The 25,891-nt window shown below is 51.6% G+C and carries 20 protein-coding genes; 4 read left to right on the forward strand and 16 right to left on the reverse strand.

Going from position 1 to position 25,891, the window contains the following annotated elements:
• Window positions 1-83 precede the first annotated feature (83 nt).
• The 3 genes from JLG71_RS15350 to hslJ all read left to right on the forward strand — a co-directional run bounded on the left by JLG71_RS15350 (window position 84) and on the right by hslJ (window position 2,286).
• Complete coding sequence (locus JLG71_RS15350) at window positions 84-581, forward strand: DedA family protein (protein WP_004850371.1); 498 nt, start codon at window positions 84-86, stop codon at window positions 579-581.
• Between the two features lie 149 nt (window positions 582-730).
• On the forward strand, window positions 731-1,720 hold the full coding sequence (locus JLG71_RS15355) for a 2-hydroxyacid dehydrogenase (RefSeq protein ID WP_004112629.1): 990 nt from the start codon (window positions 731-733) through the stop codon (window positions 1,718-1,720).
• A 125-nt stretch (window positions 1,721-1,845) separates the two neighbouring features.
• Window positions 1,846-2,286 (forward strand): heat shock protein HslJ, encoded by a 441-nt coding sequence (hslJ, locus tag JLG71_RS15360; protein WP_014229134.1) that lies wholly within the window; start codon window positions 1,846-1,848, stop codon window positions 2,284-2,286.
• On the opposite strand, the gene JLG71_RS15365 is transcribed toward hslJ, so the two are convergent.
• From JLG71_RS15365 to JLG71_RS15440, 16 genes are all read right to left on the reverse strand, one after another.
• Complete coding sequence (locus tag JLG71_RS15365; protein ID WP_004101621.1) at window positions 2,283-2,555, reverse strand: putative hemolysin; 273 nt, start codon at window positions 2,553-2,555, stop codon at window positions 2,283-2,285. The genes hslJ and JLG71_RS15365 overlap by 4 nt on opposite strands.
• Before the next feature lie 283 nt (window positions 2,556-2,838).
• Window positions 2,839-13,158 carry a TipJ family phage tail tip protein gene (gene gpJ / locus JLG71_RS15370; RefSeq protein WP_025107964.1) on the reverse strand — a complete coding sequence of 3,440 codons (10,320 nt, stop codon included), beginning with the start codon at window positions 13,156-13,158 and terminating at the stop codon, window positions 2,839-2,841.
• 62 nt (window positions 13,159-13,220) lie between these two features.
• Window positions 13,221-13,835: a tail assembly protein gene (locus JLG71_RS15375; RefSeq protein WP_004850357.1), complete on the reverse strand. Its 615-nt coding sequence runs from the start codon at window positions 13,833-13,835 to the stop codon at window positions 13,221-13,223.
• Window positions 13,836-14,002: 167 nt separating this feature from the next.
• Complete coding sequence (locus JLG71_RS15380; RefSeq protein WP_004850353.1) at window positions 14,003-14,737, reverse strand: C40 family peptidase; 735 nt, start codon at window positions 14,735-14,737, stop codon at window positions 14,003-14,005.
• 1 nt (window position 14,738) lies between these two features.
• Window positions 14,739-15,491 carry a phage minor tail protein L gene (locus JLG71_RS15385; protein WP_025107965.1) on the reverse strand — a complete coding sequence of 251 codons (753 nt, stop codon included), beginning with the start codon at window positions 15,489-15,491 and terminating at the stop codon, window positions 14,739-14,741.
• Window positions 15,488-15,835 (reverse strand): phage tail protein, encoded by a 348-nt coding sequence (locus JLG71_RS15390; protein WP_025107966.1) that lies wholly within the window; start codon window positions 15,833-15,835, stop codon window positions 15,488-15,490. Before JLG71_RS15390 ends, JLG71_RS15385 begins: the two co-directional genes overlap by 4 nt.
• Window positions 15,836-15,857: 22 nt before the next feature.
• Complete coding sequence (locus JLG71_RS15395) at window positions 15,858-16,967, reverse strand: phage tail tape measure protein (RefSeq protein ID WP_025107967.1); 1,110 nt, start codon at window positions 16,965-16,967, stop codon at window positions 15,858-15,860.
• An 84-nt stretch (window positions 16,968-17,051) separates the two neighbouring features.
• Window positions 17,052-17,363 (reverse strand): DUF1799 domain-containing protein, encoded by a 312-nt coding sequence (locus JLG71_RS15400; RefSeq protein WP_032749343.1) that lies wholly within the window; start codon window positions 17,361-17,363, stop codon window positions 17,052-17,054.
• Window positions 17,360-17,671, reverse strand: a complete 312-nt coding sequence (locus tag JLG71_RS15405) for a phage tail assembly chaperone (protein ID WP_004850345.1) — start codon at window positions 17,669-17,671, stop codon at window positions 17,360-17,362. Before JLG71_RS15405 ends, JLG71_RS15400 begins: the two co-directional genes overlap by 4 nt.
• Window positions 17,672-17,743: 72 nt before the next feature.
• Complete coding sequence (locus JLG71_RS15410; protein ID WP_004850342.1) at window positions 17,744-18,406, reverse strand: phage tail protein; 663 nt, start codon at window positions 18,404-18,406, stop codon at window positions 17,744-17,746.
• Between the two features lie 119 nt (window positions 18,407-18,525).
• Window positions 18,526-18,945, reverse strand: coding sequence for a hypothetical protein (locus tag JLG71_RS15415; protein ID WP_004850340.1), 420 nt, complete (start codon window positions 18,943-18,945; stop codon window positions 18,526-18,528).
• Between the two features lie 55 nt (window positions 18,946-19,000).
• The gene (locus JLG71_RS15420; RefSeq protein ID WP_109241333.1) at window positions 19,001-19,543 is read right to left on the reverse strand and encodes a glycoside hydrolase family 108 protein; all 543 of its coding nucleotides are present in this window, start codon (window positions 19,541-19,543) and stop codon (window positions 19,001-19,003) included.
• 7 nt (window positions 19,544-19,550) lie between these two features.
• Window positions 19,551-19,823 carry a phage holin family protein gene (locus JLG71_RS15425; RefSeq protein WP_032749344.1) on the reverse strand — a complete coding sequence of 91 codons (273 nt, stop codon included), beginning with the start codon at window positions 19,821-19,823 and terminating at the stop codon, window positions 19,551-19,553.
• Window positions 19,813-20,205, reverse strand: a complete 393-nt coding sequence (locus JLG71_RS15430) for a phage holin family protein (RefSeq protein ID WP_025107970.1) — start codon at window positions 20,203-20,205, stop codon at window positions 19,813-19,815. The genes JLG71_RS15425 and JLG71_RS15430 overlap by 11 nt, the downstream gene beginning before the upstream one ends.
• A 76-nt stretch (window positions 20,206-20,281) precedes the next feature.
• A complete protein-coding gene (locus JLG71_RS15435) occupies window positions 20,282-20,644 on the reverse strand; it encodes a transcriptional antitermination N peptide (protein WP_014229124.1) in 363 nt (120 codons plus the stop codon).
• A 463-nt stretch (window positions 20,645-21,107) separates the two neighbouring features.
• Window positions 21,108-21,809, reverse strand: coding sequence for a S24 family peptidase (locus JLG71_RS15440; RefSeq protein WP_046877232.1), 702 nt, complete (start codon window positions 21,807-21,809; stop codon window positions 21,108-21,110).
• A 480-nt stretch (window positions 21,810-22,289) separates the two neighbouring features.
• Here JLG71_RS15440 and nifJ point away from each other — a divergent pair, with 480 nt between their 5' ends.
• On the forward strand, window positions 22,290-25,817 hold the full coding sequence (nifJ, locus tag JLG71_RS15445; RefSeq protein ID WP_200914315.1) for a pyruvate:ferredoxin (flavodoxin) oxidoreductase: 3,528 nt from the start codon (window positions 22,290-22,292) through the stop codon (window positions 25,815-25,817).
• The last annotated feature ends 74 nt before the right edge of the window (window positions 25,818-25,891 follow it).

Raw genomic sequence — 25,891 nt, forward strand, 5'->3', positions numbered from 1 at the left:
GATTCACCAGCCGGCTATTTAACCGGGGTTTAGTTTTCGCCTGCGACACTGGTCCACACCTGCGAACGTAAACGGATGGTGCTGTGGACTTAATTATCTCGCTGATGGAATACGCTCAGAGCCGCTATTCATTGGTATTGCTGATGGTTTTCCTGCTGACGTTCACGAAATCTTGCGCCGTTATCTCGCTGCTGATCCCCGGTACCTCCGGACTGCTGCTGTTCGGCACCCTGGCATCGGCCAGCGTCGGCCATTTTTTGTTAATGTGGATGAGCGCCAGCCTCGGCGCCATCGGCGGATTCTGGCTCTCGTGGCTGACGGGCTACCGCTACCGGCACCATCTGCATCGTATCCGCTGGCTTAATGCCGAACGCCTCGCTCGCGGCCAGCTATTCCTGCGCCGCCACGGCGCGTGGGCGGTCTTTTTTAGCCGCTTTCTCTCTCCGCTGCGCGCCACCGTGCCGCTGGTCACCGGCGCCAGCGGGACCTCTCTCTGGCAGTTTCAGCTCGCTAACGTCAGTTCAGGTTTACTCTGGCCGCTGGTCCTGCTGGCGCCAGGGGCGCTGAGCCTCAACTTTTAATGAAACGTATTGTCTTTTAAAGAGATTTCTTAACTCTACGATATGCTCTAGAATTAATACTATAACCTGCTGATTAAACTAGTTTTTAACATTTGTAAGATTATTTTAATTATGCTACCGTGACGGTATTATCACTGGAGAAAAGTCTTATGAAAATCGCTGTATACAGTACGAAACAGTACGATAAGAAGTATCTGCAGCACGTCAATGATGCATACGGCTTTGAACTGGAATTTTTTGACTTCCTGCTAACCGAAAAAACCGCCAAAACCGCCAACGGCTGTGAAGCGGTGTGCATCTTCGTAAACGATGACGGAAGCCGCCCGGTACTAGAAGAACTGAAAGCCCACGGCGTGAAGTACATCGCGCTGCGCTGCGCGGGGTTCAACAACGTTGATCTCGATGCCGCTAAAGAGCTGGGCCTGCGCGTGGTGCGCGTCCCGGCCTACTCGCCGGAAGCGGTCGCAGAGCACGCGATCGGCATGATGATGTCGCTGAACCGCCGTATTCATCGCGCCTATCAGCGCACCCGCGATGCGAACTTCTCCCTTGAAGGACTAACCGGTTTCACCATGCACGGTAAAACCGCCGGCGTTATCGGTACCGGTAAAATCGGCGTCGCCGCGCTGCGCATTCTGAAAGGCTTCGGTATGCGTCTGCTGGCATTTGATCCCTACCCAAGCGCCGCCGCGCTGGATATGGGCGTGGAGTATGTCGATCTTGAAACCCTGTACCGGGAGTCTGACGTTATCTCCCTGCACTGCCCGCTGACCGATGAAAACTACCATTTGCTGAACCATGCCGCGTTCGATCGCATGAAAGACGGGGTGATGATCATCAACACCAGCCGCGGCGCGCTCATCGATTCGCAGGCAGCAATCGACGCCCTAAAGCATCAGAAAATTGGCGCGCTGGGGATGGACGTGTATGAGAACGAACGCGATCTGTTCTTTGAAGATAAGTCTAATGACGTGATTCAGGATGATGTGTTCCGCCGTCTCTCTGCCTGCCATAACGTCCTGTTTACCGGTCACCAGGCGTTTCTGACCGCGGAAGCGCTGATCAGCATTTCACAAACCACCCTCGACAACCTGCGTCAGGTGGATGCTGGCGAAACCTGCCCTAACGCGCTGGTCTGATATTCCTTTCCCTTTTGTGCTCCTCCTCTGCGGGGGGCACATTCAGATAATCCCCACAGTAATCGCCTGCGATAAAGTTACAATTCCCTTCATTTATTAATACGATAAATATTTATGGAGACTAAATGAACAAGTTTGCTGCGCTGCTGGCGGCGGGAATGTTGCTATCGGGCTGCGTTTATAACAGCAAGGTGTCAACCAGAGCGGAACAGCTTCAGCATCACCGTTTTGTGCTGACCAGCGTTAACGGGCAGCCGCTGAATGCCGCGGATAAGCCGCAGGAGCTGAGCTTCGGCGAAAAAATGCCCATTACGGGCAAGATGTCTGTTTCAGGTAATATGTGCAACCGCTTCAGCGGCACGGGCAAAGTCTCGGACGGCGAGCTGAAGGTTGAAGAGCTGGCGATGACCCGCATGCTCTGCACGGACTCGCAGCTGAACGCGCTGGACGCCACGCTGAGCAAAATGCTGCGCGAAGGCGCGCAGGTCGACCTGACGGAAACGCAGCTAACGCTGGCGACCGCCGACCAGACGCTGGTGTATAAGCTCGCCGACCTGATGAATTAATAGTTACCGCAGCTTCCGCCTGCCAGCGCCTGCTCGCTGCAGCGCTTGCCGTTCGGCAATGCGCACATGCCGATAGCGGAGCCATCAAGCTGGCGGGCGACCGATAACGAGCCGCCAACCATGGCGCAGTTTGCCTGGCCGGAGCTGCTCATCGCGGCACGCATTCCCGGCGACACGTGCGCCGCCGTTGCCTGCTGAACAGGTTCATCATTGCTACTACACGCCGACAGTAACAGCGCAGCACATCCCACTAAAAACGCAGCTCGCATCTTCTCTCCCCTCAGATACATCTTAAAATGAACAAGCCTAAGGATAATAGGCAGCTCAGCGCGCCGCGTCGAGAGGCGAAGTACGTATTTATGCGCTGTATTAACATTTATTAGCAAATTTTTTGGTCGCTTTTATTCATCCTCAGTTTCAGAACGCAAAGCGCCCTCACTATGTCATCCATGATGAGGGCGCCGTTTCGGTTTGTATTTCAGGCTATTAAATTTAACTCACTGCGCAATCCGTGGTCTGGTAAATCATCACCTTAGAACAGAGCTTAGCCTTTTAATCACTTGAAACGCCTCGAATAATATTTGAATTACGCATAACAAACGCGTGAAAACGTGACAAGATTACGCCCGTCATACCACCGTTTCTGTCCAGATAGTACCCATAACGCACAACAGTCTGGCCGGTACCTGGCGGAACGATGAAGTCCATTGACTGAATTTCCATACTCCCATTTTCCTGCTTATATAAAACGCCATCAATAGAGAGCGCACAGGTCATGGGACCACCACCTGAAGTATCACCGGTACCCAGCATGAGAATACAGTACCCTAGTTTACCCATACTCAACGAGCCACCTTCATAACTCTTGTACTCCATACCTGCCGTTAATTTACCTCCACCCGTAATATTAATTGAGTCGTCCTGGCGAAGCGCGCCTAAAAGCTGCACTCGTTGCTCGAACGGCTGGCGATCAACAGCAAGCAAATCGAACCAGGCCCATTGTGCTTTCGCAATTCGACGGGAGCGGTGCTGAGCAATATTGATTGCCCATGAGCCAACATCTCCAATAATCTTATTAGCCCTTACGGTTCCCAGGATATTACAACTCTCATTAATAACTACATTATTTAAAGTACCTGTATCAGCCTGAATTTCACCGCGAACCACAACGTTATTGAATTCACTACTTCCGCTCTTGGTAATACTCCAGCCTCTCCATCCGGCCACATAATTAGTAGAGGAAAGTCGATCTGTGATTTTGGCAATATCAATCGTGCCGTTTTTAATTCGCGCCGAATCAATATACAACTCGTTACCTTCCGCAATCATCACCGGCACGGCGGTTTTGCTGATGGCATTAAAAATAGAGAAACGATCAGCATTAAAAATGATGTCACTTGTCGAACCATCACTGGCTAATACCATCCCTGCGCCAACTCTCTTATCACCTTTTGTCTCAACTTTAATTGAGTACATCGAGTTAATTTTGCCTTCCGAATCCGCTATCGTCTCTCCCTGGGTCTTAACTTTACCCTTCAGTTCTCCGACCGTTATATCCAGGCCATCTACCTTCTCTACGCTAGCCTTTAATGTACCGTCGATTTCCTGCACATTGGCGTTCAGATCGCTCACTGCACTGGCCGTCGCTTTGGTCCCTAAATCAGCTTTCAGGCTTTTAAGCTCCCGGGTATTAGCCTCAATATTTCCTCCGTCAATTTTGACCTGTGTATTCAGGGCAGTAAGTGCCGAAGCGTTCGCTGTATTTGCCACTTGATCGCTGACATCAATGCAAAATACATCATCTGCATACAGATAACCGGCCGACAGGCTGGAACGCAGGGAAATAGTCAGTGCAGCATCGGAGGACGGTTTATAGTCCCCAAAGATCTCCGTCCAGCCGGTTCCGATGCTGGTTGTTATCGGAATATCTTTCAGCGGCCCTGAGCTATTACGGATGCTGATTTTAGTATTACTGGCATTGCTGACCGCAAAGTCACCCGACTTGCGCACCCACGCGCCAATGCGGTATGTATGCCCCGCAATCAGGTTTACGTTCTGATCGCAGGCCGTAGAGCCGCTGGATGTCTTTGTCGCCTGGATAATGTACTTTCCGGACTTAGGGTTCTGCGCCGCCAGTATGCTCCAGCCTGAGTTCACCCATCCGTCAAAACTGCGCTCGAATGAGTTATTCGCCAGCATATTTCCCGGAATCGCTTTTGCTGCGTCGGCATCCGACTGAGTGGCCGCAATACTGTTATTCAGCGACGTGACGCTGCTGCTCTGGCTCTCCAGCTTTCCTTCAGCACTCGTCACCCGGTTGGTCAGAGCAGCCAACGCGGCGGCATCCGCTTTGTGATTAACGTTGTTAATGGTGGTAGTCAGGTCGTTCGTCAACTCCGTGATACTGCTACCCTGGCTAGTCAGCTTCCCTTCAGCGCTCGTCACACGCGTGGTCAGGCTACTGATGGCCCCGGCATTGGCTGCGATATTTACTTCATCTGTAACATCAACAAAATAGAAGTCGTCAAAATACTGCGCGCCAGACTTCAGGGAGGAGTAGATCGCCACATCGACCATCCCGTCTACCGTCGCCTTCCATGTTCCGGTCAATTCAATCCATGATGAACTGGTTGGAAGGTTCGCGGTGTTGAACTGGCGATCGTACAACAGGGACGACTGACCAATACGCAGTTTGTTATTACCCTGGTCACTCATGACCGAACCGCCCTGCGCACGGGCAAACACACCGATTTTATATGTGTTGCCTTTGACGACCGGTACTTTCTGAGAGATCCCGGCCAGGCCCACACCACACATCGCTATTTTGCTGCCGTAGTTGGGCGATTGTGCACTGATAACGGACCCGACGCTTCCCCATCCTGTGAAAGCCTCCTGGCCGCGTTCAAATGAACCGTTGGAAATCAGGTTGCCGGGAATTTTACCATCAGCAGCCAGGCTGGCCGTGGCATCATTCAGGGAGTTATTCAACTGCGTCAGGCTGCTACCCTGACTGGCCATCGTTTTGCCCTGTTCCGTCACGGTATTCTGGAGCGTCTGCAGAGCGGTAGCATCGGCTTTTTTGTTGACGTTGCCGTTTGTCGTATTCAGCCCGTTTTCCAGCATGGTGGTCCGGCTTCCGACACTCGTCAGGATATCACCCTGCTGAGAGACTTGTGTCGTCAGGGAATCAACAGCTGAGGCGGTCGCGTCTGCCGTGCTCTGCGCATTGTAAGCGTCGGTTACATCTGTAATAACCATGTCGTCGATAAACAGATTATAACCCGGCGTGTTGCTGCCGTTCGCCCCGCGCGTAGAGATCCAAACAACGGCACGGGTTGCACCTTTCGCGGTGGCTTTTGCATACCCGGAAAATTTAACCCATTTGTCACGACCGGCCAGCGCTGTTTCGCTGACATTAGCAGCTCCCAGCCATGAGTTTGCGCCCGCATCATTTTGCACGTTGAGGCCGACCACGGTGACCCAGCCGCCTGAGGGGGTTTCACCGGATGGCATCATCGCCCAGAACTCAACCCTGAATACTGCCGCGTCGCGAATGGCAAGGCGTGAACCGATTAGGTCGTCGCTGTTACCGGTAGTGTTCGGTGCACGCGTCACGCGCATGCATTTGCCGCCCGAGTAGCTGACTCCGCTAATAACTCGCGCAGACCCACCCAGGTTCTGATTAACGTCATAAGTTTCAAACGTTCCGTCCAGCCACGGGTTTGAGCCTTTGCGGGCGTTAATATTCAGCGTGCTGTTCAGGCTGGTAATGCTGTCAGCCTGGCTGTTGATATCCTTTTCAGTCTGCGTTACACGATTAGATAACGCGTTTAATGCAGTAGCATCAGCCTTCTTATTAACATTCGCATTGGTGGTTGACAGATCATTCTGCAGCTTTGTAATAGCCGTCCCCTGAGAAGTCATTCCCGCCTCAGCACTGGTCACGCGTGTTGTCAAATCACTGACTGCGCTGGCGTTGGCCGAACCCACGGTTTCATCGGTAACGTCATAAACGGCAATGCTGTCGACGGCAACAACTGTCGCGGACGGATATACATAAAAAGCAATCCTTGCGTCTGTGGTGGTGGCCGGCAACGCGGGTATATCTACCGTCAGCGTTTCAAAACCATCTTTTCTGGTTACAACAGCCTGCGTCTGGGTGTAAGTACCAGCGGTCTTCGAATTAAAGATGCGGCATAAAATCCCACCTGAACCTGAGATTAATTTTGCACGTACCTTAAAACGGAACCGGCGTGATGAACTTACCGGGAACCATTTAGCGTTATTCGACATTAATCCAGGATTACTTGCGTCACCCGTATGCGTGATTATCACACCGGGAGCACCCTCCCCGTTTGATGCTCCCCACACAATGCGCCCGGCATTCTGCAGATTCCACGCATTTAATTGGTTTCTGAAATCATAGTTTTCAACCAGATTCTCACCGGTATCGCGAGCGCTATCGAGTGAAGCTTCTAGCTGGGTAATACTGTCACTTTGACTCGTCAGCTTCTCTTCAGCTTCAGTAACCCGGTTGCCTAACGAAGCGACGGCTGAAGCATCGGCTTTTTTCGCGATATTCTGGTCGGCAGTGGCAAGTCCGTTTTGCAGTTTTGTGATGGACTGACTCTGGCTCTCAAGCTTTCCTTCAGCGCTACTGGCCCGGTTTGTCAGATTGCTGATGGCGGTGGCGCTGACCGCAATATTGGTTTCATCAGTCACGTCTACCAGATAGAAATCATCAAAATACTGCTCTCCCGTCGCCAGCAGCACCATGAGCGAGACGTCAAGGACTGCGGTTTTCGTGGCTTTCCATGTGCCCGAAATTTCCTGCCAGACAGAACTCGTTGGCAGCGTCGCGGGGTTAAACTGAACCTCCTTCAGTGGCCCGTCAGAATCGCCAATACGCAGCTTATTATTGCCAGCGGTGCCTGACGGCATTGTTGTTCCACCTGAAACACGCGTGAAGATACCTATTTTGTAGGTGCGATCTTTGGTAAACGAAATCTTCTGAAGCAACGAGACGACACTGCTGCCTGGAACCACTTTAAGAATTTGGGTGCCACTATGCGGCGAAGAAGCTGTGAGTATTGACGTCGCTGATTGCCAGCCGTTGTAACCATCTTTACCTCGTTCAAAAGACGGATTTGTTAACAGATTTCCGACTATCGCCCGGGAAGCATCGGCATCAGCTTTTGTGGCATCAACAGCCGCGACAGTTTCCTTCAGGCTGTTATCCAGCTTCGTCAGACTGCTGCCTTGGCTGGTCAGCGTCTTGCCCTGTTCGGTGACTGTGTTCTGCAACAATTGCAGCGCGCTCGCATCCGCTTTTTTACTGACGCTGGCATTCGTCGTTGACAGACCGTTTTCCAGCGCCGTGGTCCGGCTACCGATGCTGCTCAGCGTATCGCCCTGCACAGAGACTGTTGTCGTCAGGGAGTCCACCGCTTTTGCTGTTGCATCAGCGGTTTTCTGTGCACTCTGCGCTGCAGTAACGTTGCGCAGATGCCAGTCTGCCGCATACCAGACCGTACCAAAGGGTGAACTCTGATTAACCTGCAGGAAGGGACGCATAAAATTCGTATCGGCCGGCACCGTAAAGCGCCATGTCACGCGTTTCCACGCTGCGGTGACTTTGGTATTCCCGCCGGAAAGTCTCGCTTTGATACCACCTGTCGCTGAAGTGGCATTAGCGATATAGAGATTAAAATCCGCCTGTCCGGTTCCGCAAGCAACCACCGCCGACATCTCGAAAACATCACCCGGAGTCACCGCAACATTGTTGATTTTAGGTACATGGTCGCGACCGGCCAGGCGAACCACATACGCAAACGGGCAATCTACAGGTACACCCGCAGCAGTGGCTGAAACGACGTCATAACCCATGCGGTCGTAGGAAGGTTCAAGCGCCGGGTTAGGAATATAATCATCCCCTGCAGCTTTTGCAGCACCAATCGCGCTGGTCAGGGAAGTAATATTACCATTCGCTGCAGTCAGGCCGCTTTCCGTCTTCTCCACTCGTCCGGTCAGTGACGTCAGGGCGCTTTGATCCGCCTTTTTACTTACGGTGGCGTTGGTCGTTGTCAGATCATTCTGTAGCTTTGCGATCGCCTGGCTCTGGCTGACCAGTTTCCCTTCCGCCGAGTCGACCCGGCTGGTCAGGTCTGTTACCGCCGATGCATTCGCTTTCTTTGACACCCCGGTCGATGAAAAGACGTCGACTTTACGGATATACAGACGTGCACTGTTTGACGGTGTCCAGCCCCCGGCGGCAAATCGCAGATAAACGTAACGCCCGGTAAAATTGGCCGGAATGGTCAGTTCCACGGTTTTCGTCTGCCAGCTGGTCGTTACCCCACTCAGCCACGGTGATATAGACGATAACCAGGCGATCGGATTGCCTAAATCCGCTATCACACCGACGGTGTCAGACGATACGCTGTTAACCGTTTCCGAAGTCCGGTACTCAAAAGAGACCGTGAGAGTCAGTCCGGCCTCAACGGGGATACGCGTGACGTTGGCGACGCGAATGGAGCCAGTCGTGGTTTTCAGGGCTTTTTCACCCGAATCATAAGTGAACGCCGAACCGGTACCGGAGTTTTCCCAGAAGGATAAATCAACATTCATTCCGCCATTGCTGACCAGGCTCCCCTCAGCCAGGGAGTTTTTCAGCATTGTCAATTGGCCAGACTGCGTGGCCAGGTTTCCTTCCGTCCCGGTCACCCGATTGGTTAAGGCAGTGACCGCACTGGCATCAGCCTTTTTACTGACGCTGGCATTCGTCGTGGTCAGGTCGTTCTGCAACTTTGCGATGGCGCTGCTCTGGCTGGTCAGCGTTTTATCCTGCTGGCTGACGCTGGACTGCAGGCCCGTAATGGCATTGCTGTTTGCGGCCACGCCCGATTCCGTTTTCCCGACGCGGTTAGACAGCGAGGTCAGCGTATTTCCCTGGCTGGTTAACGTGGTGCCCTGCTGTTCGACCTTTTGCGTCAGCGTCTGGAGCGCGGTTGCGTCGGCTTTTTTACCCAGACTGGTTTCCAGACCGCTAATTTTGCTGGCCTGCGCGCTCTGCGCTGTCGTCAGGGAGCTCAGTTCCTCCGCCACCGAGGATTTATTGTCGTTGAACTGCGCCTGCAGCGATTCTCTGGCCGTCACCTCTGCTTTATCGGCGGTGATACGCGCGTTCATCTCCTGATACAGCAGGCCGGAACGCAGGTCTGCAAGGCTGTTACTGTCAGAGGTTCCCCTGATCTGAGCCGCCAGCGTGGAACGTTTCAGCGCCTCTACCTCATCCGCTTGCGTCCGCGCCATCTCCTCATTACGCAGGGCCGCCGTACTTGCTGCCGGCGCCGGGCGCCCAACGGATATCCAGTGGATCAGAAAATAGTTGTCGGCATTCTGCCCCTGGGCCAGATCGAGACGAAAACGGCGAACCGTGCCGGACGCGTTCCAGTTCACGTCGGAAATGGCCACCACGCTGATACCCTCGCCATCAAACTCCTGCTCGGCGATAGTCACCGAGCGGGCATCACTCCAGCCGGTTTCCTCTGTACCAATCCAGTAAAGCCGCCCTTTCCATGCCGGATTACCCACGCGCTTAATACGCAGCATGACGGTGCGATAGGAGGAACCCGGGATTTTTTGCCCGTTTGGCGAACGGCAGGAGGCGGTGCTGTTCGATGATTTCAGCCAGCCTTCGTCCGTGATTTGCATCGGCACCTGACCGGCATCGTCCTCGGTCCACCCTTCATTGTCTTTATCGAAGTACCAGATACTGAACGAATCAAACTGCTGCCCACTACCGGCAGAGATTTCAGCGATCTGACGGGCCAGTGACTCGTCGCCATCCTGAATAATTGTCTGCAGATTATCGATGGCGGCCACCCGCTCATTTTTTTCATTGAGCAGCTGGTCTGCCGCCTGCGCCGCTTTCGCGTTGACGTCCGCAATGCGGTCAGCGGTCTCCTGTTTTACCGCTTTATCCCAGCCCGTATTTGCCTGAGCAATGGACTGTTTCAGGCCGTTTTCAACCGTCTGCAGCTGGGATTTTAACGCCGAGTCCCCCGCAGTCAGGGCTTTATTGACATCTGCTATCTGCTGGTCGACGGAAGTATTAATATCACTCACAGCATCGTTGATGCTTTTGTTTACTGTCGAGATGGTGTCATTGAGGGTCTGATTAACGAGGTCAATATTCTCTGTTATCGACTTATTGACCGTCGCTATCTGCCCATCAACCTGCTTACGGATCCCCCCGGCGGTCTCATTAATGCTCTGGTTTATTTCGTTAACCTGCTGCTCGACCTCTTCACGGATGGCATCAGCGGTTTCCGTCAGCGTTTTGTGGGTTTCCTCCATATCCCGCTGAGATTCTTGCCAGGCTTCGGTGTCCTTAATTGCATCGGTCAGCTTGTCGTAATACTCCCCGATATCGTCGCTGGCCATCCCCTGCACCCAGACGGTCCACGGACTTTCGTTACCAAGGCGATCGACAATGCGTGCCCGGTACCAGAACGTCGCCGCAATCTGCAGGCCCATCTGCTGATACGAGTTTCCCGGATACGTTACGTCAGAAAGCGCCATCGCGCCGTTGCCGGTTGGATTTGGGCTGTACTGCAGCTCGGTTTTTTGCGTATCGCCACTTCCCTCCGGGAACGCCCAGTTTAGTTGAACGCCATGCAGAAGGGATGTTGTGGTCAGCGAAACAGGTGCCGAAGGCAGGCCGATTTTGCCGGTCAGCGTTTTCTCTTGCGAATATGCCCAGCCGCTCGACACTTCCGCGGCATTGATAGCGCGCACCCTTACGATGTATCGGCCGGCATAAATTCCGCTGACATCAAACGAGGCAACGGAACTCCGGGGCACGTTTATCCAGTTGCCTTCATTGCGGCGCCACTGGGCTTCATAAGCAATGGCATTCTGTACTGCCGTCCAGTGAACCTGCAGCGTTTCAACGCTAATCCCCTGATTAACCACGGAATAAGACTCAACAACGATATTAGCTGGCGCGCTTTGCTTCCCTGGAGGAATAACGCTGATTGGCCGACTATCAATAATCGCACCGGAATCAATCCTGGCGTATTTATCCGGATCGTGAGCGGCTGCGGAAATTGTAAAGGTGCTATCGTTATTATCTTTAACACCCACAACACGATATTGCTGGACCCTCAGAGAGTCAGACTCAATGGCCCATACGCATTCCGGTTCTGGTCTTTCGGCATATTCAGCGGTGACGGTGACGACGTGTCCATCGACGCTCTCAATGGTTCGGCCTTGCGTCCCCCCCGATGGCAGGTTCAATAACAGACGGTCCCCGGCTTTCGCTTCCGTTTTACGATCGAGCGTAATAACGCAGCCATCCACTTCGCGGGTACGGCCACCGTTGACTTTTCCCGCCAGCATTTCGTCCGCCACCGCAATGATATAGCCGGGTTGTGGAATATTACCGTCCAGTCCGACTGAAAAAGTCACTACGCGATCTTTATTGTTGGTCAGAATTCCCCAACGCCCTTTACGGTTGGCCTCCGACTGACGGGTACAGCCAATCGCCGTAAGTTCTAGCTGATTAAATCCATAGCGGGCGACCAGCGGCTGCTCAAAAACCGGCTCCATCGCATCCGCATACTCATTCTCTGGATCAGACCATGAGACGAGCGCGTTGGTATAGCGCGTTTTGCTACTGCTGCTGGCATAGTGAAAACGACCATTGATGACGTTAGCCCTGGTGTAGGTGTAATCAATATCACGAGGCATATCCGCCAGAGCAATCACCCGATCGCCACTCCAGCAGGTCATGCCACGGAAAATGGCCGCAAAATCGCGTAACACCGTATAGGCATCGTTGCGATCCTGAACATAGACGTTACATAAATAGCGCGGCTCGGTACCCTCCCCACCTTTACCATCGGGGACGGGTTCATCGCAATATCGTGCTACCTGATACAACGTCCATTTATCAATATTTTCTGAGGTAAGACGATTCCCCAGGCCAAAACGATCGCTGACGATCAGATCGTAAAAAATCCAGGCCGGGTTATCCGTCCACGCCCATTTGAATGCTCCGGTCCAGATGCCTGAATATTGGCGGGTCTCCGGGTCATAGTTATCAGGAACGCGGATCACCCGCCCGCGAGGACTGCAGGCAATTTTTGGAATAGAGCCATTAAACTGACGAGAGTCAAATTCAACGTAAAGCAGGGCCGTGTTGGGATAGCGTAGTTTTGCATCAAGCACCTCAGCATAACTTTGCAGCATCATAACATCGCCAGTTTTTGAGGTATTTGCGTCTTCCGTGACCTTACGCAGGCGCAAAACCCAACCCGTCGTCGCCCGGGGGAGATCAATGCGGTGGCATCGTTCATAGCCGGAAGTGGTCTTTCCGCTTACCGCACTCTCCAGCACCGTCTGCCAGCTACCACCATCGGTTTGCAAATCAACGGCATAGCTGACGGCGTTCCCTACCAGATCGCCATTATCTTCCTGTTTCAGTAAAGATGGCCATTTTAAGCGCAGGCGGACGGCGGAAAGCTGGGTATTACTAAAAGAGCGGGACCAGGCCGTTTTGCTGGAGACTTCCACTCCTACATTAATTTCATTTTCTGAACCGGGGATCCCCTGGATGTAATTCTGTGCCTGAGTTCCCGGTCGAAACTCCCAGGCGACACCGCTAAAATTTTGCGAGCCGTCGGAATTTTCCAGTGGCGTACCATCAAGGTAAATATCTTTTGCGGTAAGCGCACCGGCAAATTCACCCTCGCCCAGCGCAATGAGAATTTTTGCTTTCGCAACAGACTGTAAATCATCAGGCTGTTCCGTTGGGGTACGCGGGCTTGAACTCCCGCCCTTACAACCTTTAATGAGATGCTGTGTCATAGATATTTTGTCCATAAAAAAACCACCTCAAAGGTGGTCTGAAATGAGAGAAGCCGGATATTTTACTGCTGGTCTTCTACATAAATTCCCGCTGAAATAATTGCCCCGCCGATAAGCCGCTTGCCGTATAACAACGGTACCGGATATCCCTGAGCGGTGGTGTTCGTGACCCCGCCAAATGCGTAGGAGGCTTTATTTTCAGGAGATTGTTGACTGGCTAAACCTGGAACCTGAGGAGAAAGCATCTGAAGAACACCACCAAGTACCATTGAGGCCCCCAGCATTGCGGCACTTCCCCACCCGGAGCCGGCAGCAATCGCGGCGAATATCCCTCCAGTGCCCATAGTGGCGATTGAAGCGACCGCGATCAATGCAACACCTAATATCGTCTGTAGCACGCCAGCTTTTTTACTACCAATAACGACAGGAACAATTCGTATTACTTTATCGTTGATGGGGAAAGGAATATCATCCTCGCTAATGTTTTTCTTTCCTTTAAAAACAGCATAGGTTAATCCCATAGCTTTGCTGTTGTTCATGAATTTTTCAAATCCATTGATAGTACAACATAAAGCCCTTATCGCTTCAGATGCCGTTGCCACCATCCGACAATGAGATTTGCCAAATTTCTTACCAAGAATACCGCCCAACTCTATTCTGACCATATGTTCTTGCATAAATACTCCATCTGCAGCAGACATTATGAATAAATCATAAGCATCTATTCCGCCATTGATAATATCGTACGCTGAGTTGACTCGAGAGCAAGTCCAGCCCTCTGATGTTGAATCACATTCACTTGCTAACGCATTTCATATCGGGTGATTTAAAATCCCAACGTCTTTCAGATTTTTTCATTAGTCAACGCATTATCATTAATATGATAGCGCAAAACTTTCACCGTTCTTTCCTGCCAGTATCCCCCATACGGCACTCGCTGGCTTAAATGACCATACAGGTGATGCAGCAGCATATTTCCCTCAAGGAGAATACCCGCATGATTCCACTTATTTGCCTGTACCTGCATGATAATCATATCTCCCGGCTGCGGCGGGCCATCAAACTCGCGAAAGCCACATTCATACCAACAATCATGATAAAAGTTATCAGGGTAGCCATCTTCCCACCACGGATAATCCACACGATAATCCGTCAACTCAACATTATGCTGCTGGCGAAAATAGCTCATTACCAGTCCCCAGCAATCATAATGGCCAAGCACGAACGGACGTTCCAGCAGCGGCAATTCTCCTCGCGGATAAATGGTACGAAAATCGCCTTCCGGCCAGCTGAAAATATGCCAGGGTAACAACATCGCGTCACACTGAGCCTTATCCAACTCGCTTGGCTGGGTCGTCGCGTCGGGGTGACTGTGGACGATCCCCGTTACGGTGCCCCAATCCTCTACCCGTGCATAATCCTCCGGCGCAAGAACAAAATGCTCCTGTGGGGCATCGGCAATATTACGACAGGGGAAATAGCGCTCTACCCGCCCCCTTTGGGCAATCGCACCGCAGCATTCTCGAGGATATTGCTCCTGAGCATGCACCTGAATAGCCCTGATAACTTTCTGGCGCATGTTAGCTCCGAATTAAAGATGTGCCGGGAAAACCACCAAAAGGCAGCTCATTGTCTTCGCCAAAGCGTAATTTACAGGCCGACAAAGTGCCGTTACAAACATCCAGCGCCGGATCGGTAACAGGTGTATTATTGTTATCAAAATATCGCTGACCTGTATAATCACAACCATCGCCGCTGCGGTATTTATTCCTGATACACCAGGTACAGATAGAATGCAGCTGACGCGTTGGGATCATTATTCCTTGCAAATCCATTGGACTGGCAAGAGTGAACTCAATCGCTTCATTGGTCTCCTCACTTTTGGCATCAATAAAGAAGACTTTTCGTTTTTCCTGCGTGGGGTCGGCTCTCGCATTACCTTCAGGGAAATTACGTGCGTCGAGATATTTTGCCAGCGTATCGTGAATGGTGACTTTCGCCTGAACCAGGTCATCGTAATACAAGCACAGCGCGGTAATCGAAGCATCAATATTTGCCACCTTCAGCGATGGTTGCGCGTCCCGACCGCTGGTAGAGGATTCAATCCCGTCAATAATACAAGGCCATGGCATATATTCATTGCCCTGCCACCAAATGGATTTTGCAGGCAAACGCGTTTCGTCCCCTCCAGCAGCCTGGATTTCAGCTTCGCTATGGGCGATACTGTGCCCGTGGAAATATAAGACATCATCCATGCCAAAGACGCTGCCATCAATTTCCAGTAAACGTATTTCACTCCCGGGTTCAAGTTTTTGATAATCAGCTGTAATCATGGTGCATATGCCTGGTTAAATGTGGCGGTTACCGTCATTATCTGACTCGATAATGGCGAAAGTTTTAGTGAATCGGCGCTAACACGATAAAGCCCGGATTCCCCCGCAGGGGTATCCCAGATAAACGACTTCGTTACATGACGCCGCATAAATTCAAGCACGGCTAATATCTCTTCCTTTTCTCCGGTCAAGGTCACTGGCCAGCTTTGTTTTTCAAAATGTAGACCATCGCCGACGATCTGCTGATATCCGTCGCCAAAACGAGCCTCGCGAACGGTGAAATTAAAATCCCCCTGCAAACCCGCTTGTATTTGCGTTCGCCAGGTAAAGGTTTCTATTGCCATATCTTCTCCGGGAATCAAAAAATTAACGTGCGTGGTTTGCATTCCAGATAAGGCCACCAGGCCTCAATTCATTTGCCACGCCAGCGCGAACGGAACGGTCTATCGTCTGCTGCCAGGCGCGATTTAACGCGCCGTTATTGTCGGCCGCCTGCGGTTCTGAGCCCTGATTCTGAATAAGTACTGAGGTCTGAATGGTCAGTGGCCCTGCGCCTGAAGAACCCAGTCCCTGCATTGATGCCGTTCCCACATAGCCGCCGCCCGCATACCCCTGCGCACCGCGCATCATGGCGTAAAGGTTGCCAATCCCTATCGCCGAGGTCGCCTCTTTGGTAAAAACAAATTCGCCGCCATGAACAATCCCTCTCGGCTCATATTTACCCCCGTCTCCGGTATAGCCTCCATCGGAGTGGCCCGTGAAAACTTTACCGATGGATACTACCCAGCCAATGCCGGAATTCGACATCGCGTTAAAGGAAGCCTGCATGGCTTTTACCAACAATAATTGGCTAAGCATCTTCAGCGTCCCTTTCAGAAAGGTCATCAGGAAATCACTAAAATTCGCCTTTCCTGTGGTTATATATTCCACCAGCGAGTTTCCCATTGAGCTGAAGGCGTCTTTAGCTAAATCCTTAAGCTTGCCATGAACGTTTTCTCCATCCTTAAGGAATTTATCCCACGCCTCTTTGGCTCCTGCCATTAAACCGCCGAGCCAATCGCTCTTCCCCCCTTTTTCCGTATCATCGTCAGAACGCTCTTCCATATTTGCGCCTGGGCGAAAAACTTTTGGCGTATTACCCAGTTCTTCTTTTGGAGGGCTACCTATTCCTGCCAGTGAATCCCAGTAACTTTTAGAGCCTGACGTTATATTGTAGGTCTCATCCTCAGATTTCTTTACCATATCCTGTAGTATGGGTCCCATTCTGGCTGGAGGAAGGGGTAACGTCTGTATTAACCTTTTCAGGCCATCCGTATGCTTTTTCTGGATATCTGTTGCAGCACGAAAAGTCTTATTAAACTCTTCACTTTTACGGCTGGCGACAGTTACTTTCTGTTGATATTTATCCAGAAGCTGATTGCTTTTTTCCAGTTCACTGTTATTCATGCGCAGTGTTATTGTTGTATCACCCGCCATTGATTATCTCCTGAAAGAATAAACCAACTACTTATCTGGTTTACATTGATTAATAATGTGAACATACTTCTGCTAAAACCCAGGCTAGTTCTGTAGTTTATTCAGGATATTCAAGGCCACCCGTTCCATTACCTGAATATCGTTTATTGCGGTTACCTCATCAGCTATATCATAAACCCTCATGAGCCATGCGAGGACACTGTAGTCCAGACCGATAACCCCTCCTGGACTGGTGCGCCACTGCGTGCTGGCCGTGCGAAAGACCACAAACGCAGGCCAGATATCGGGCCAGACGTTGATGACAATATCGTCATAGTCTTCGGCTGTCAGACCGAATGCGCTTAGCTCATCCGCTGATGGTTCAGGCGTATAGAATGCAGAGGCAACCGCAATCAGTTTTTTTCGCGATTTCCCGTCAGCTCCTGATAATAAGTAGCCATTATTGCTTTAACGGCCCCCGGATAGTTATCTACCAGCACGCCCATATTTTCTCGCGTACAAGGTTCAGATAATGCCCAGCCGTCGACGATCTCCAGTAAGAAATCACAGACCGTTTTTTCGTCAATATCTTCTAGCTCTGCCAGTTCTTTTATTGGCCGATGCTTAAACGTAAAATTCAGCACTCCGTCTTCTTCACCGGCACGAGGAATAGCAACATCAGCTTTAAAAACAGGGTTAGGTTGTAATTTGAAAATAGCGCTCATAAATACCCTTAAAAAAGGCTCCCGCAGGAGCCCAGTTGAATTTAATTTATGTTCCACAGATAAGGAGAACGATTAATCTTCCGATTTGTAGAAAGTAATATCCCGAGAGTGAATGGAGAACGCGACTTGTACGGTTTCAACGCTATTCACCGCGGTCACTGGTTGCGGATCAAATGACGGAACGCCAGACCAATAGCGATACTCCTTCGCATTAGGCACAAACATGCGTAGCGGTAACACCTGGCCGTAGCGATCCGCCATGCCCAATACTTTATAGATCGGTAAAGAAGCATCATGCGCTAAGGTAAAGGTTTGGTTTTTAGCCGCCTTAAAGGTGCCAATATTACGCTGGCGATCGTCTGCCAGAAACTGTACCTGTGCATACTGCTGTTCACCACCCGACTGCGCGACTTCCGTAATCTGTGGAATCTCAGTCCACTCCGTGATTTTCTGTAATTTCCCGCCACCGGCATGAGCCGGGAAAAAATTCCGGTCGCTGGAGTTAATGACCGAAATGGTTACGCTATTTGTTGTTTGTGCGGTGATTCTGGCAACTAAACCATCGATTACACCCCAACCCGAAGAAATCAGCACGACATCATCAACCTTAAGGTTATGATTTTCAGCAACGGTAAATACCGCACCTTCAGCATTGGAAACCGTACTCACAGATACGGGAGAACCAAGACCGGAACCAACAAAAACGGTTGAGCCATTAGGCAGAGCAAAACCCATAATAATATCTCCATTATTGATATTTAAATATTTGAATGCATTTTATCAATGCGAATAGCTTGTTTAATTATGACTTATTGTTGCGCCATAGTGATTACGCTTTAACACCACATCACTTTTCAGGAATTTGTGTGGCTGCCGTTCTGTAATACGCTATCAGGGATACGTTTTGCCACCGGCTCATTTTCAAAAATTTTCATACCATACTGGCCAATCCAGGTTGCATTTTGGTTAACATTACTCAAAATAAAATCCATAACTTCAATCATTAACTCTTCAATGAGAGCCGCAGAATTATCACGCCACCAGGTTTCAATAGCGGCGAGAAGAGAGTCGGAGCCATTAGCAATAAACTGCTCGCCAATACTATAACGTTTCGCTTTATTTTCATCAGTAATACAGTGCAACTTACTGATTTGTAAAATTTCCGCTGATGGCCCCATGGTTTGAACGGTGAGCGTTGCGACTTTATTACCAGTTTCCTCAGCAATGGCAGATGAGTAAAACATTGAGAGGGTTAAATCATTAGATGTATACATATTCACTTTCTCCAGATTTCAGTTACTGAACGAATTAGATTAATAAAACAGAAAATTACATAGCTATCCGAGCCCTTAACCAACCATATATAAATGATTTATTAGCCTCACTTTTTTCTGCTAACTCCAGATAATACTGCCCCTGGCTACAGTTTAATGCCCGTAGCAGTACAAGCTCCCCTTCACTGCCTCTTCGAATAACATAATGGCTCAAGGCATTTAAGGTCCTGGGGCCAATAACACCATCGGTTATAAGATCCGGATAAAGTACCCCACGATGATTAAAAGCATTTAACCAGCGTTGAAGCCACTTACCCGGCAGAACAGGCCCTATATTGACCCCGGCGTCACACAGTTTTTCAGCGATCGCGGTAGATATTTCAGCAACATGATCGAACCGGGGCGCAATCCAATAGTCAGCGTTGAGAATATCCAGCGCCTGTTGGCGCGTCAGTTTTTGCATATCGCCATCATAACCATGAGCCCGTGCGGTGACTTGAGTAATCCCCCAGTTTGTCGGACCTCCTTTATCATCAGGATGATTTACATAACCGCCCTCCTTTTCCAGAATGGCATTAAAAATCTCATCTTTATTCATTTATTCCTCATTTATCGATTAAATGCGCAATATTCCCCCTCACCAGGAACACGGCAATAAAGACAAAAAAATTCACGGTAACAACCAACCAGTGGGTCGACGTATACAAGCCGAAGAGATAACGAAACGGTATGCTGGCATAGGTGATTACCAGTAAATAAGCCGTATACGATATCCATGGTCGATACCTTCTGTACCGGGCGCGCCGATAAAACATTAAGGTTAGGGTAATCAAAGCGCAGAGAACGGCATTAAGCAGCGCGGGAAGTTCATTTCCCATTCGGGCGCCCACTATTGTTGCGGGTTAGTATTTTGTAGAGGTCGGTTAGTTCTTGATTATTCAGGAACGTAAGTATCTTAATAATCAGCGCGGATATCAGCACGGCGCCTAACGCGTCTAAAGGTCGTTCATTGTATCCGGTCCAGATAGCCAGCTTCGTACCAATTAACCCGGAACCCAAAACGCCGACAATAAAAGAAGTCATAAAATAGGCGACGAGTCTAAAGCGCGTGATATTAACCGCCGTCGCAACATAAAATACCGCGCCAGCAAAAGCCCCAAAAACAACGCCATAATCAATACCTGTCACCAGGCCAAACATACCAGCGCCCATTAATCCACCAGCAACAATTATCGACGTACCGGAAACAGGATCGGACATATACCCTCCCTTCTTTCACTATGAGTTATGATGGTAAATAACGAAGCGCAGGGTCATTTTTCCTGGCACTAAGGCGTTACCTCGCCGTTACTTTCTTTCTTTTTTGCAAACCAAGCGCATAAATTGCCCTCTGGAATAGCCAGGTTCCTGGCTGCGCATACTGGTGTGCAAATTCTTGCTGATAAATGATGGTCGCTCGCTCAATTTGCCGTTTATATTCCTCGCGCTGCCAAAAAATATCCTGTGCCACAAATTTAATCGGCAATGCGTCCTCAATACGTTCAGGCGTATGGTGCTTCCCTTTTGCCTGAATCTGAGCGCGGGACGGAGTGGGCCGATGGATAAGATCTGAACTGAGCGTTTGCGGATTTTGTAAGTGGGAGCGCTGCGCGCGACGTCGGCCCGCAGCGGAGCCATTAAACGCGGTTTTACGGGACATTGCGGTCTCCTTTAATGGGCTTTGGCGGAATGCCTTCGGCAATCGGATCCTTGCCAATGGCTTCACCCCAAAGCGCACTGCGCCATGGCGCTGGCTTTTCAGCCACGTAGATTCAGTTATGAATCGTTGTATTTCATCATCCGGATAGTGCTGTCTATCAAGCTGATGACAAAAGAATACCTCAGGGTCATTTAAAAATAAATACCCATAGGTATACTTTATGGAAAAAACAAATTAACCAATTGAAAATATTGAAAATATTTTTGAAAAAATAGTGGCCTGACGCGTAAAAACAGCTGAAAAGGTCCGAGGCGGGTAGTGTTGAACAGCGGGTCACAGGATTGGGGGGTGAGAAGCCGCAGGTATGCCCGGCGTACAGGTGGCATACCCGGGTAATGCTTATGGCTGAGCTCAGGGTTTATGACAGAAACAGGATGGCGAAGCTGCGCGGCAATGAACGCCTTTAAACAAAGCGTTTAACGCTGTGGCTATAAATCACGCGACCAATGATCTTCAGATACTGTTCATGGCTTTCGCCAATCGTCCAGTCCGCATATTTGCTGTTATCCGAGTGAACGAGCAACCCATCCGCCGTGAACTGAAGACGTTTCACCAGCACCGCGCCTTTAAAAGAAAAGACATAAATGCCGTCACCTTCAAAGTAGTCTTTCGAGACATCGACAAAAATGTAGTCACCGGTCTCAATGGTGCCGGACATGCTATCGCCGGAGACCGTGATCACCTTGATATGCTCTGCGGGCCGGTTACCAAAAAGCCGCAGCGCGCCGGCAGAGTCATAGGTGATGCTATTCACCGTTTCATCAACCTCACTGGAGACAATGCAGCCCGGCCCTGCGCTGGCCTGGGCATCCAGAACCTCAATGACATATGGCATCTGCGGCGAATCCTCTACCGGTTCTCGCTCGATATCAATATTACCGGTGATACCGTCCATCCATCCACGGGGCAGATTGAACGAAGATTCAATAAGTTCGACCATCTCGTCAGCTATCCTTTTCTTTTGCTTTTTGCCTTCGGGGTAGAGCATCCTTGAGACGTAAGAAGGCTCCCGTCCAAGGGTTCGGGCCACATCAACAGCCTTACCGCCGCATAAATTATCACGGATATAGAGCAAGCGCTGTCGTCTGATTTCGTATTTATCCATCGCAATGATTCTAACGCCATTTACCATCAGGTATCTAAAATATAGCAAAACTCGAATAAATTACCTACAGGTAATTAAGACAGTGTTGTCGGTCAGGAGGCTTTGACTGGCGAAATTCGCCACACTGCTACTTATGGAAAAATGACGCCACTGATTTTGGTGTAGGGTGTCGTTCATACGTAGGCACCTATGTAATACCTTGAATTAATTTATCTGAACTATGGATTTTGTCGCTACTGGAGATCAAAAAATCATGTTCCTCTGGGGTCTATACTTAAACAGTGATTCACAAACCCGGTCCCCCTGCCCGTAGCGATGCAGGTAACGCAACCCCGTTACCAGGCAGGTGAGATACGAACTTTCCGCTACCGGTGGAATCGCGCCGATAGCGGTTTCGCAGAAGAGCTCAGCGAGTGCTCAGCGTGTATCAATGGGCATAAAAACTTTTTTTATCAAAAATTTAGCAATGTGAGTATTGATATGATCACTATCGACGGTAATGGCGCGGTTGCTTCAGTCGCGTTTCGCACCAGTGAAGTTATCGCCATCTACCCGATCACGCCCAGCTCCACGATGGCGGAGCAGGCGGACGCCTGGGCGGGCAACGGGCTGAAAAACGTCTGGGGCGATGTTCCCCGCGTCGTCGAAATGCAGTCGGAAGCCGGGGCAATCGGCGCCGTACACGGCGCGCTGCAAACCGGCGCCCTCTCGACCTCTTTTACTTCATCGCAGGGTTTACTGCTGATGATCCCGACGCTGTACAAACTGGCCGGCCAGCTGATGCCGTTTGTTCTGCACGTCGCCGCCCGCACCGTGGCAACCCACGCGCTCTCCATATTCGGCGATCACTCGGACGTCATGGCCGTGCGTCAGACCGGCTGCGCGATGCTCTGCGCCAGCAGCGTCCAGGAAGCCCAGGACTTTGCGCTGATTTCGCATATCGCCACGCTGCAAAGCCGGGTGCCATTTATTCATTTCTTTGATGGTTTCCGCACCTCGCACGAAATCAACAAAATCGCCCCGCTGGCGGACGATACCCTTCTCAGCCTGCTGCCGCAGGATAAAATCGATGAACATCGCCAGCGCGCCCTGAACCCCGAACATCCGGTAATCCGCGGCACCTCAGCGAATCCGGATACCTACTTCCAGTCACGTGAAGCAACTAACCCGTGGTACGACGCGGTTTACGCGCACGTTGAAACGGCGATGAACGATTTTGCCGCCGCCACCGGGCGTCAGTACAAACCGTTTGAGTTCTACGGCCATCCACAAGCCGAGCGCGTTATCGTGATTATGGGCTCCGCAATCGGCACCTGTGAGGAAGTGGTTGATGAACTGCTGAGCCGCGGTGAAAAAGTCGGTGTACTGAAAGTTCGTCTTTACCGCCCCTTCTCCGCAGCCCACCTGCTGGAAGCGCTGCCGGTAAGCGCCCGCGCCGTAGCGGTGCTTGACCGCACCAAGGAACCGGGCGCCCAGGCTGAGCCGCTGTATCTCGACGTGATGACCGCGCTGGCGGAAGCCTTCAACCGCGGCGAGCGAGAAACCCTGCCGCGTACCATTGGCGGCCGCTACGGTCTCTCTTCAAAAGAGTTCGGGCCGGAGTGCGTCCTGGCGATATTCAACGAACTGAGCGCCGCTAAACCCAAGCCGCGCTTTACCGTCGGCATCTACGATGACGTCACCAATCTTTCGCTGCCGCTGGTAGAAAACACGCTGCCGTCGGAGGCGAAGCTGGAAGCTCTGTTTTACGGGCTCGGCAGCGACGGTAGCGTCTCGGCCACCAAAAACAATATCAAGATTATCGGTAACTCGACGCCCTGGTTCTCGCAGGGCTATTTCGTCTATGATTCGAAAAAGGCCGGCGGCCTGACGGTTTCCCATCTGCGCGTTAGCGAGAAGCCGATTCGTTCTTCCTATCTGATTTCACAGGCGGATTTCGTCGGCTGCCACCAGCTGCAGTTTATCGACAAGTATCAGATGGTTGAACGCCTGAAGCCCGGCGGTATTTTCCTGCTCAACACGCCTTACGGCGCCGAAGAGGTCTGGTCGCGTCTGCCGCAGGAAGTCCAGGCCACGCTGAATCAGAAAAAAGCGCGGTTTTATATCGTTAACGCGGCAAAAATCGCCCGCGAGTGTAGCCTTGGAGCGCGCATCAACACCGTCATGCAGATGGCCTTTTTCCATCTGACGCAGATCCTGCCGGGCGATAGCGCGCTGGCGGAGCTGCAGGGGGCGATTGCTAAAAGCTACAGCAGCAAAGGTCAGGATCTGGTCGAACGCAACTGGCAGGCGCTGGCCCTGGCCCGCGAATCGCTGGCGGAAGTGCCGCTGCAGCAGGTCGACGCCAACAGCCCGAACCGCCCGCCGGTCGTCTCCGACGCCGCGCCGGATTTCGTCAAAACCGTGACCGCCGCCATGCTGGCCGGGCTCGGCGATGCGCTTCCGGTCTCCGCCCTGCCGCCGGACGGTACCTGGCCGATGGGCACCACCCGCTGGGAAAAACGCAATATCGCCGAAGAGATCCCTATCTGGAAGGAAGAACTTTGCACCCAGTGTAACCACTGCGTGGCCGCCTGCCCGCACTCGGCAATCCGCGCGAAAGTGGTCTCCCCGGACGCGATGGAAAATGCCCCGGCCAGCCTGCATTCTCTGGACGTTAAATCCCGCGATATGCGCGGCCAGAAGTACGTTCTGCAGGTCGCACCTGAAGATTGTACCGGCTGTAATCTCTGCGTCGAGGTTTGCCCGGCCAAAGACAGGCAGAATCCGGAAATCAAGGCCATCAATATGATGTCGCGCCTTGAACATGTTGAAGAAGAGAAAGTGAATTATGACTACTTCCTCAATCTGCCGGAAATGGACCGCAGCAAGCTGGAGCGTATCGATATCCGCACCTCGCAGCTGATCAGCCCGCTGTTCGAATACTCCGGCGCCTGCTCCGGCTGCGGCGAAACGCCGTATATCAAGCTGCTGACTCAGCTCTACGGCGACCGGATGCTGATTGCCAACGCCACCGGCTGTTCATCGATTTACGGCGGCAACCTGCCTTCCACGCCCTACACCACCGATGCCAACGGCCGCGGGCCGGCGTGGGCTAACTCGCTGTTCGAGGATAACGCCGAGTTTGGTCTCGGTTTCCGCCTCACCGTCGATCAGCACCGTCAGCGCGTAATGCGTCTGCTGTCGCAGTTCGCCGATAAACTTCCGCCCGCGCTTAACGACGCGCTGCACGCGGAAGCAACGCCTGAAGTACGCCGCGAACAGGTGGCCGAGTTGCGTAAGGTTCTGGCAAATGAAGCCGACGCGAAAGAGCTGCTAACCGACGCCGACGCGCTGGTCGAGAAATCGATCTGGCTAATCGGTGGCGATGGCTGGGCCTACGATATCGGCTTCGGCGGTCTTGACCACGTGCTGAGCCTGACCGAAAACGTCAATATTCTGGTGCTCGATACCCAATGCTATTCCAACACCGGCGGCCAGGCATCAAAAGCCACCCCGCTGGGGGCGGTCACCAAGTTTGGCGAACATGGTAAGCGCAAGGCGCGCAAAGACCTCGGCGTCAGCATGATGATGTACGGCCACGTTTACGTCGCGCAGATTTCCCTTGGCGCGCAGCTGAACCAGACGGTAAAAGCGATTCAGGAAGCGGAAGCGTATCCGGGCCCGTCGCTGATTATTGCCTACAGCCCTTGCGAAGAACACGGTTACGATCTGGCGCTGAGCCACGATCAGATGCGTCAGCTGACCGCGACCGGATTCTGGCCGCTGTATCGCTTTGACCCACGTCGCGCCGATGAAGGTAAACTTCCGCTGGCGCTGGACTCCCGTCCGCCGTCAGACGCGCTGGCAGAAACGCTCCTGAACGAGCAGCGCTTCCGCCGCCTTAACGCGCAGCAGCCGGAAGTCGCGGAACAGCTGTGGAAGGATGCGACGGCGGATTTACAAAAACGCTATGACTTCCTTGCCCAGCTGGCCGGTAAGGTGGAAAAACCGGCAACCGAAAGCTAATTTACTGACGTTTTTTTAACCACCCATAAAAAAAGCCCGAATATTCATTCGGGCTTGTCATTTTACCGCTCAAT

It is taken from the genome of Klebsiella michiganensis (genome assembly GCF_015139575.1).
Lineage (GTDB): Bacteria > Pseudomonadota > Gammaproteobacteria > Enterobacterales > Enterobacteriaceae > Klebsiella > Klebsiella michiganensis.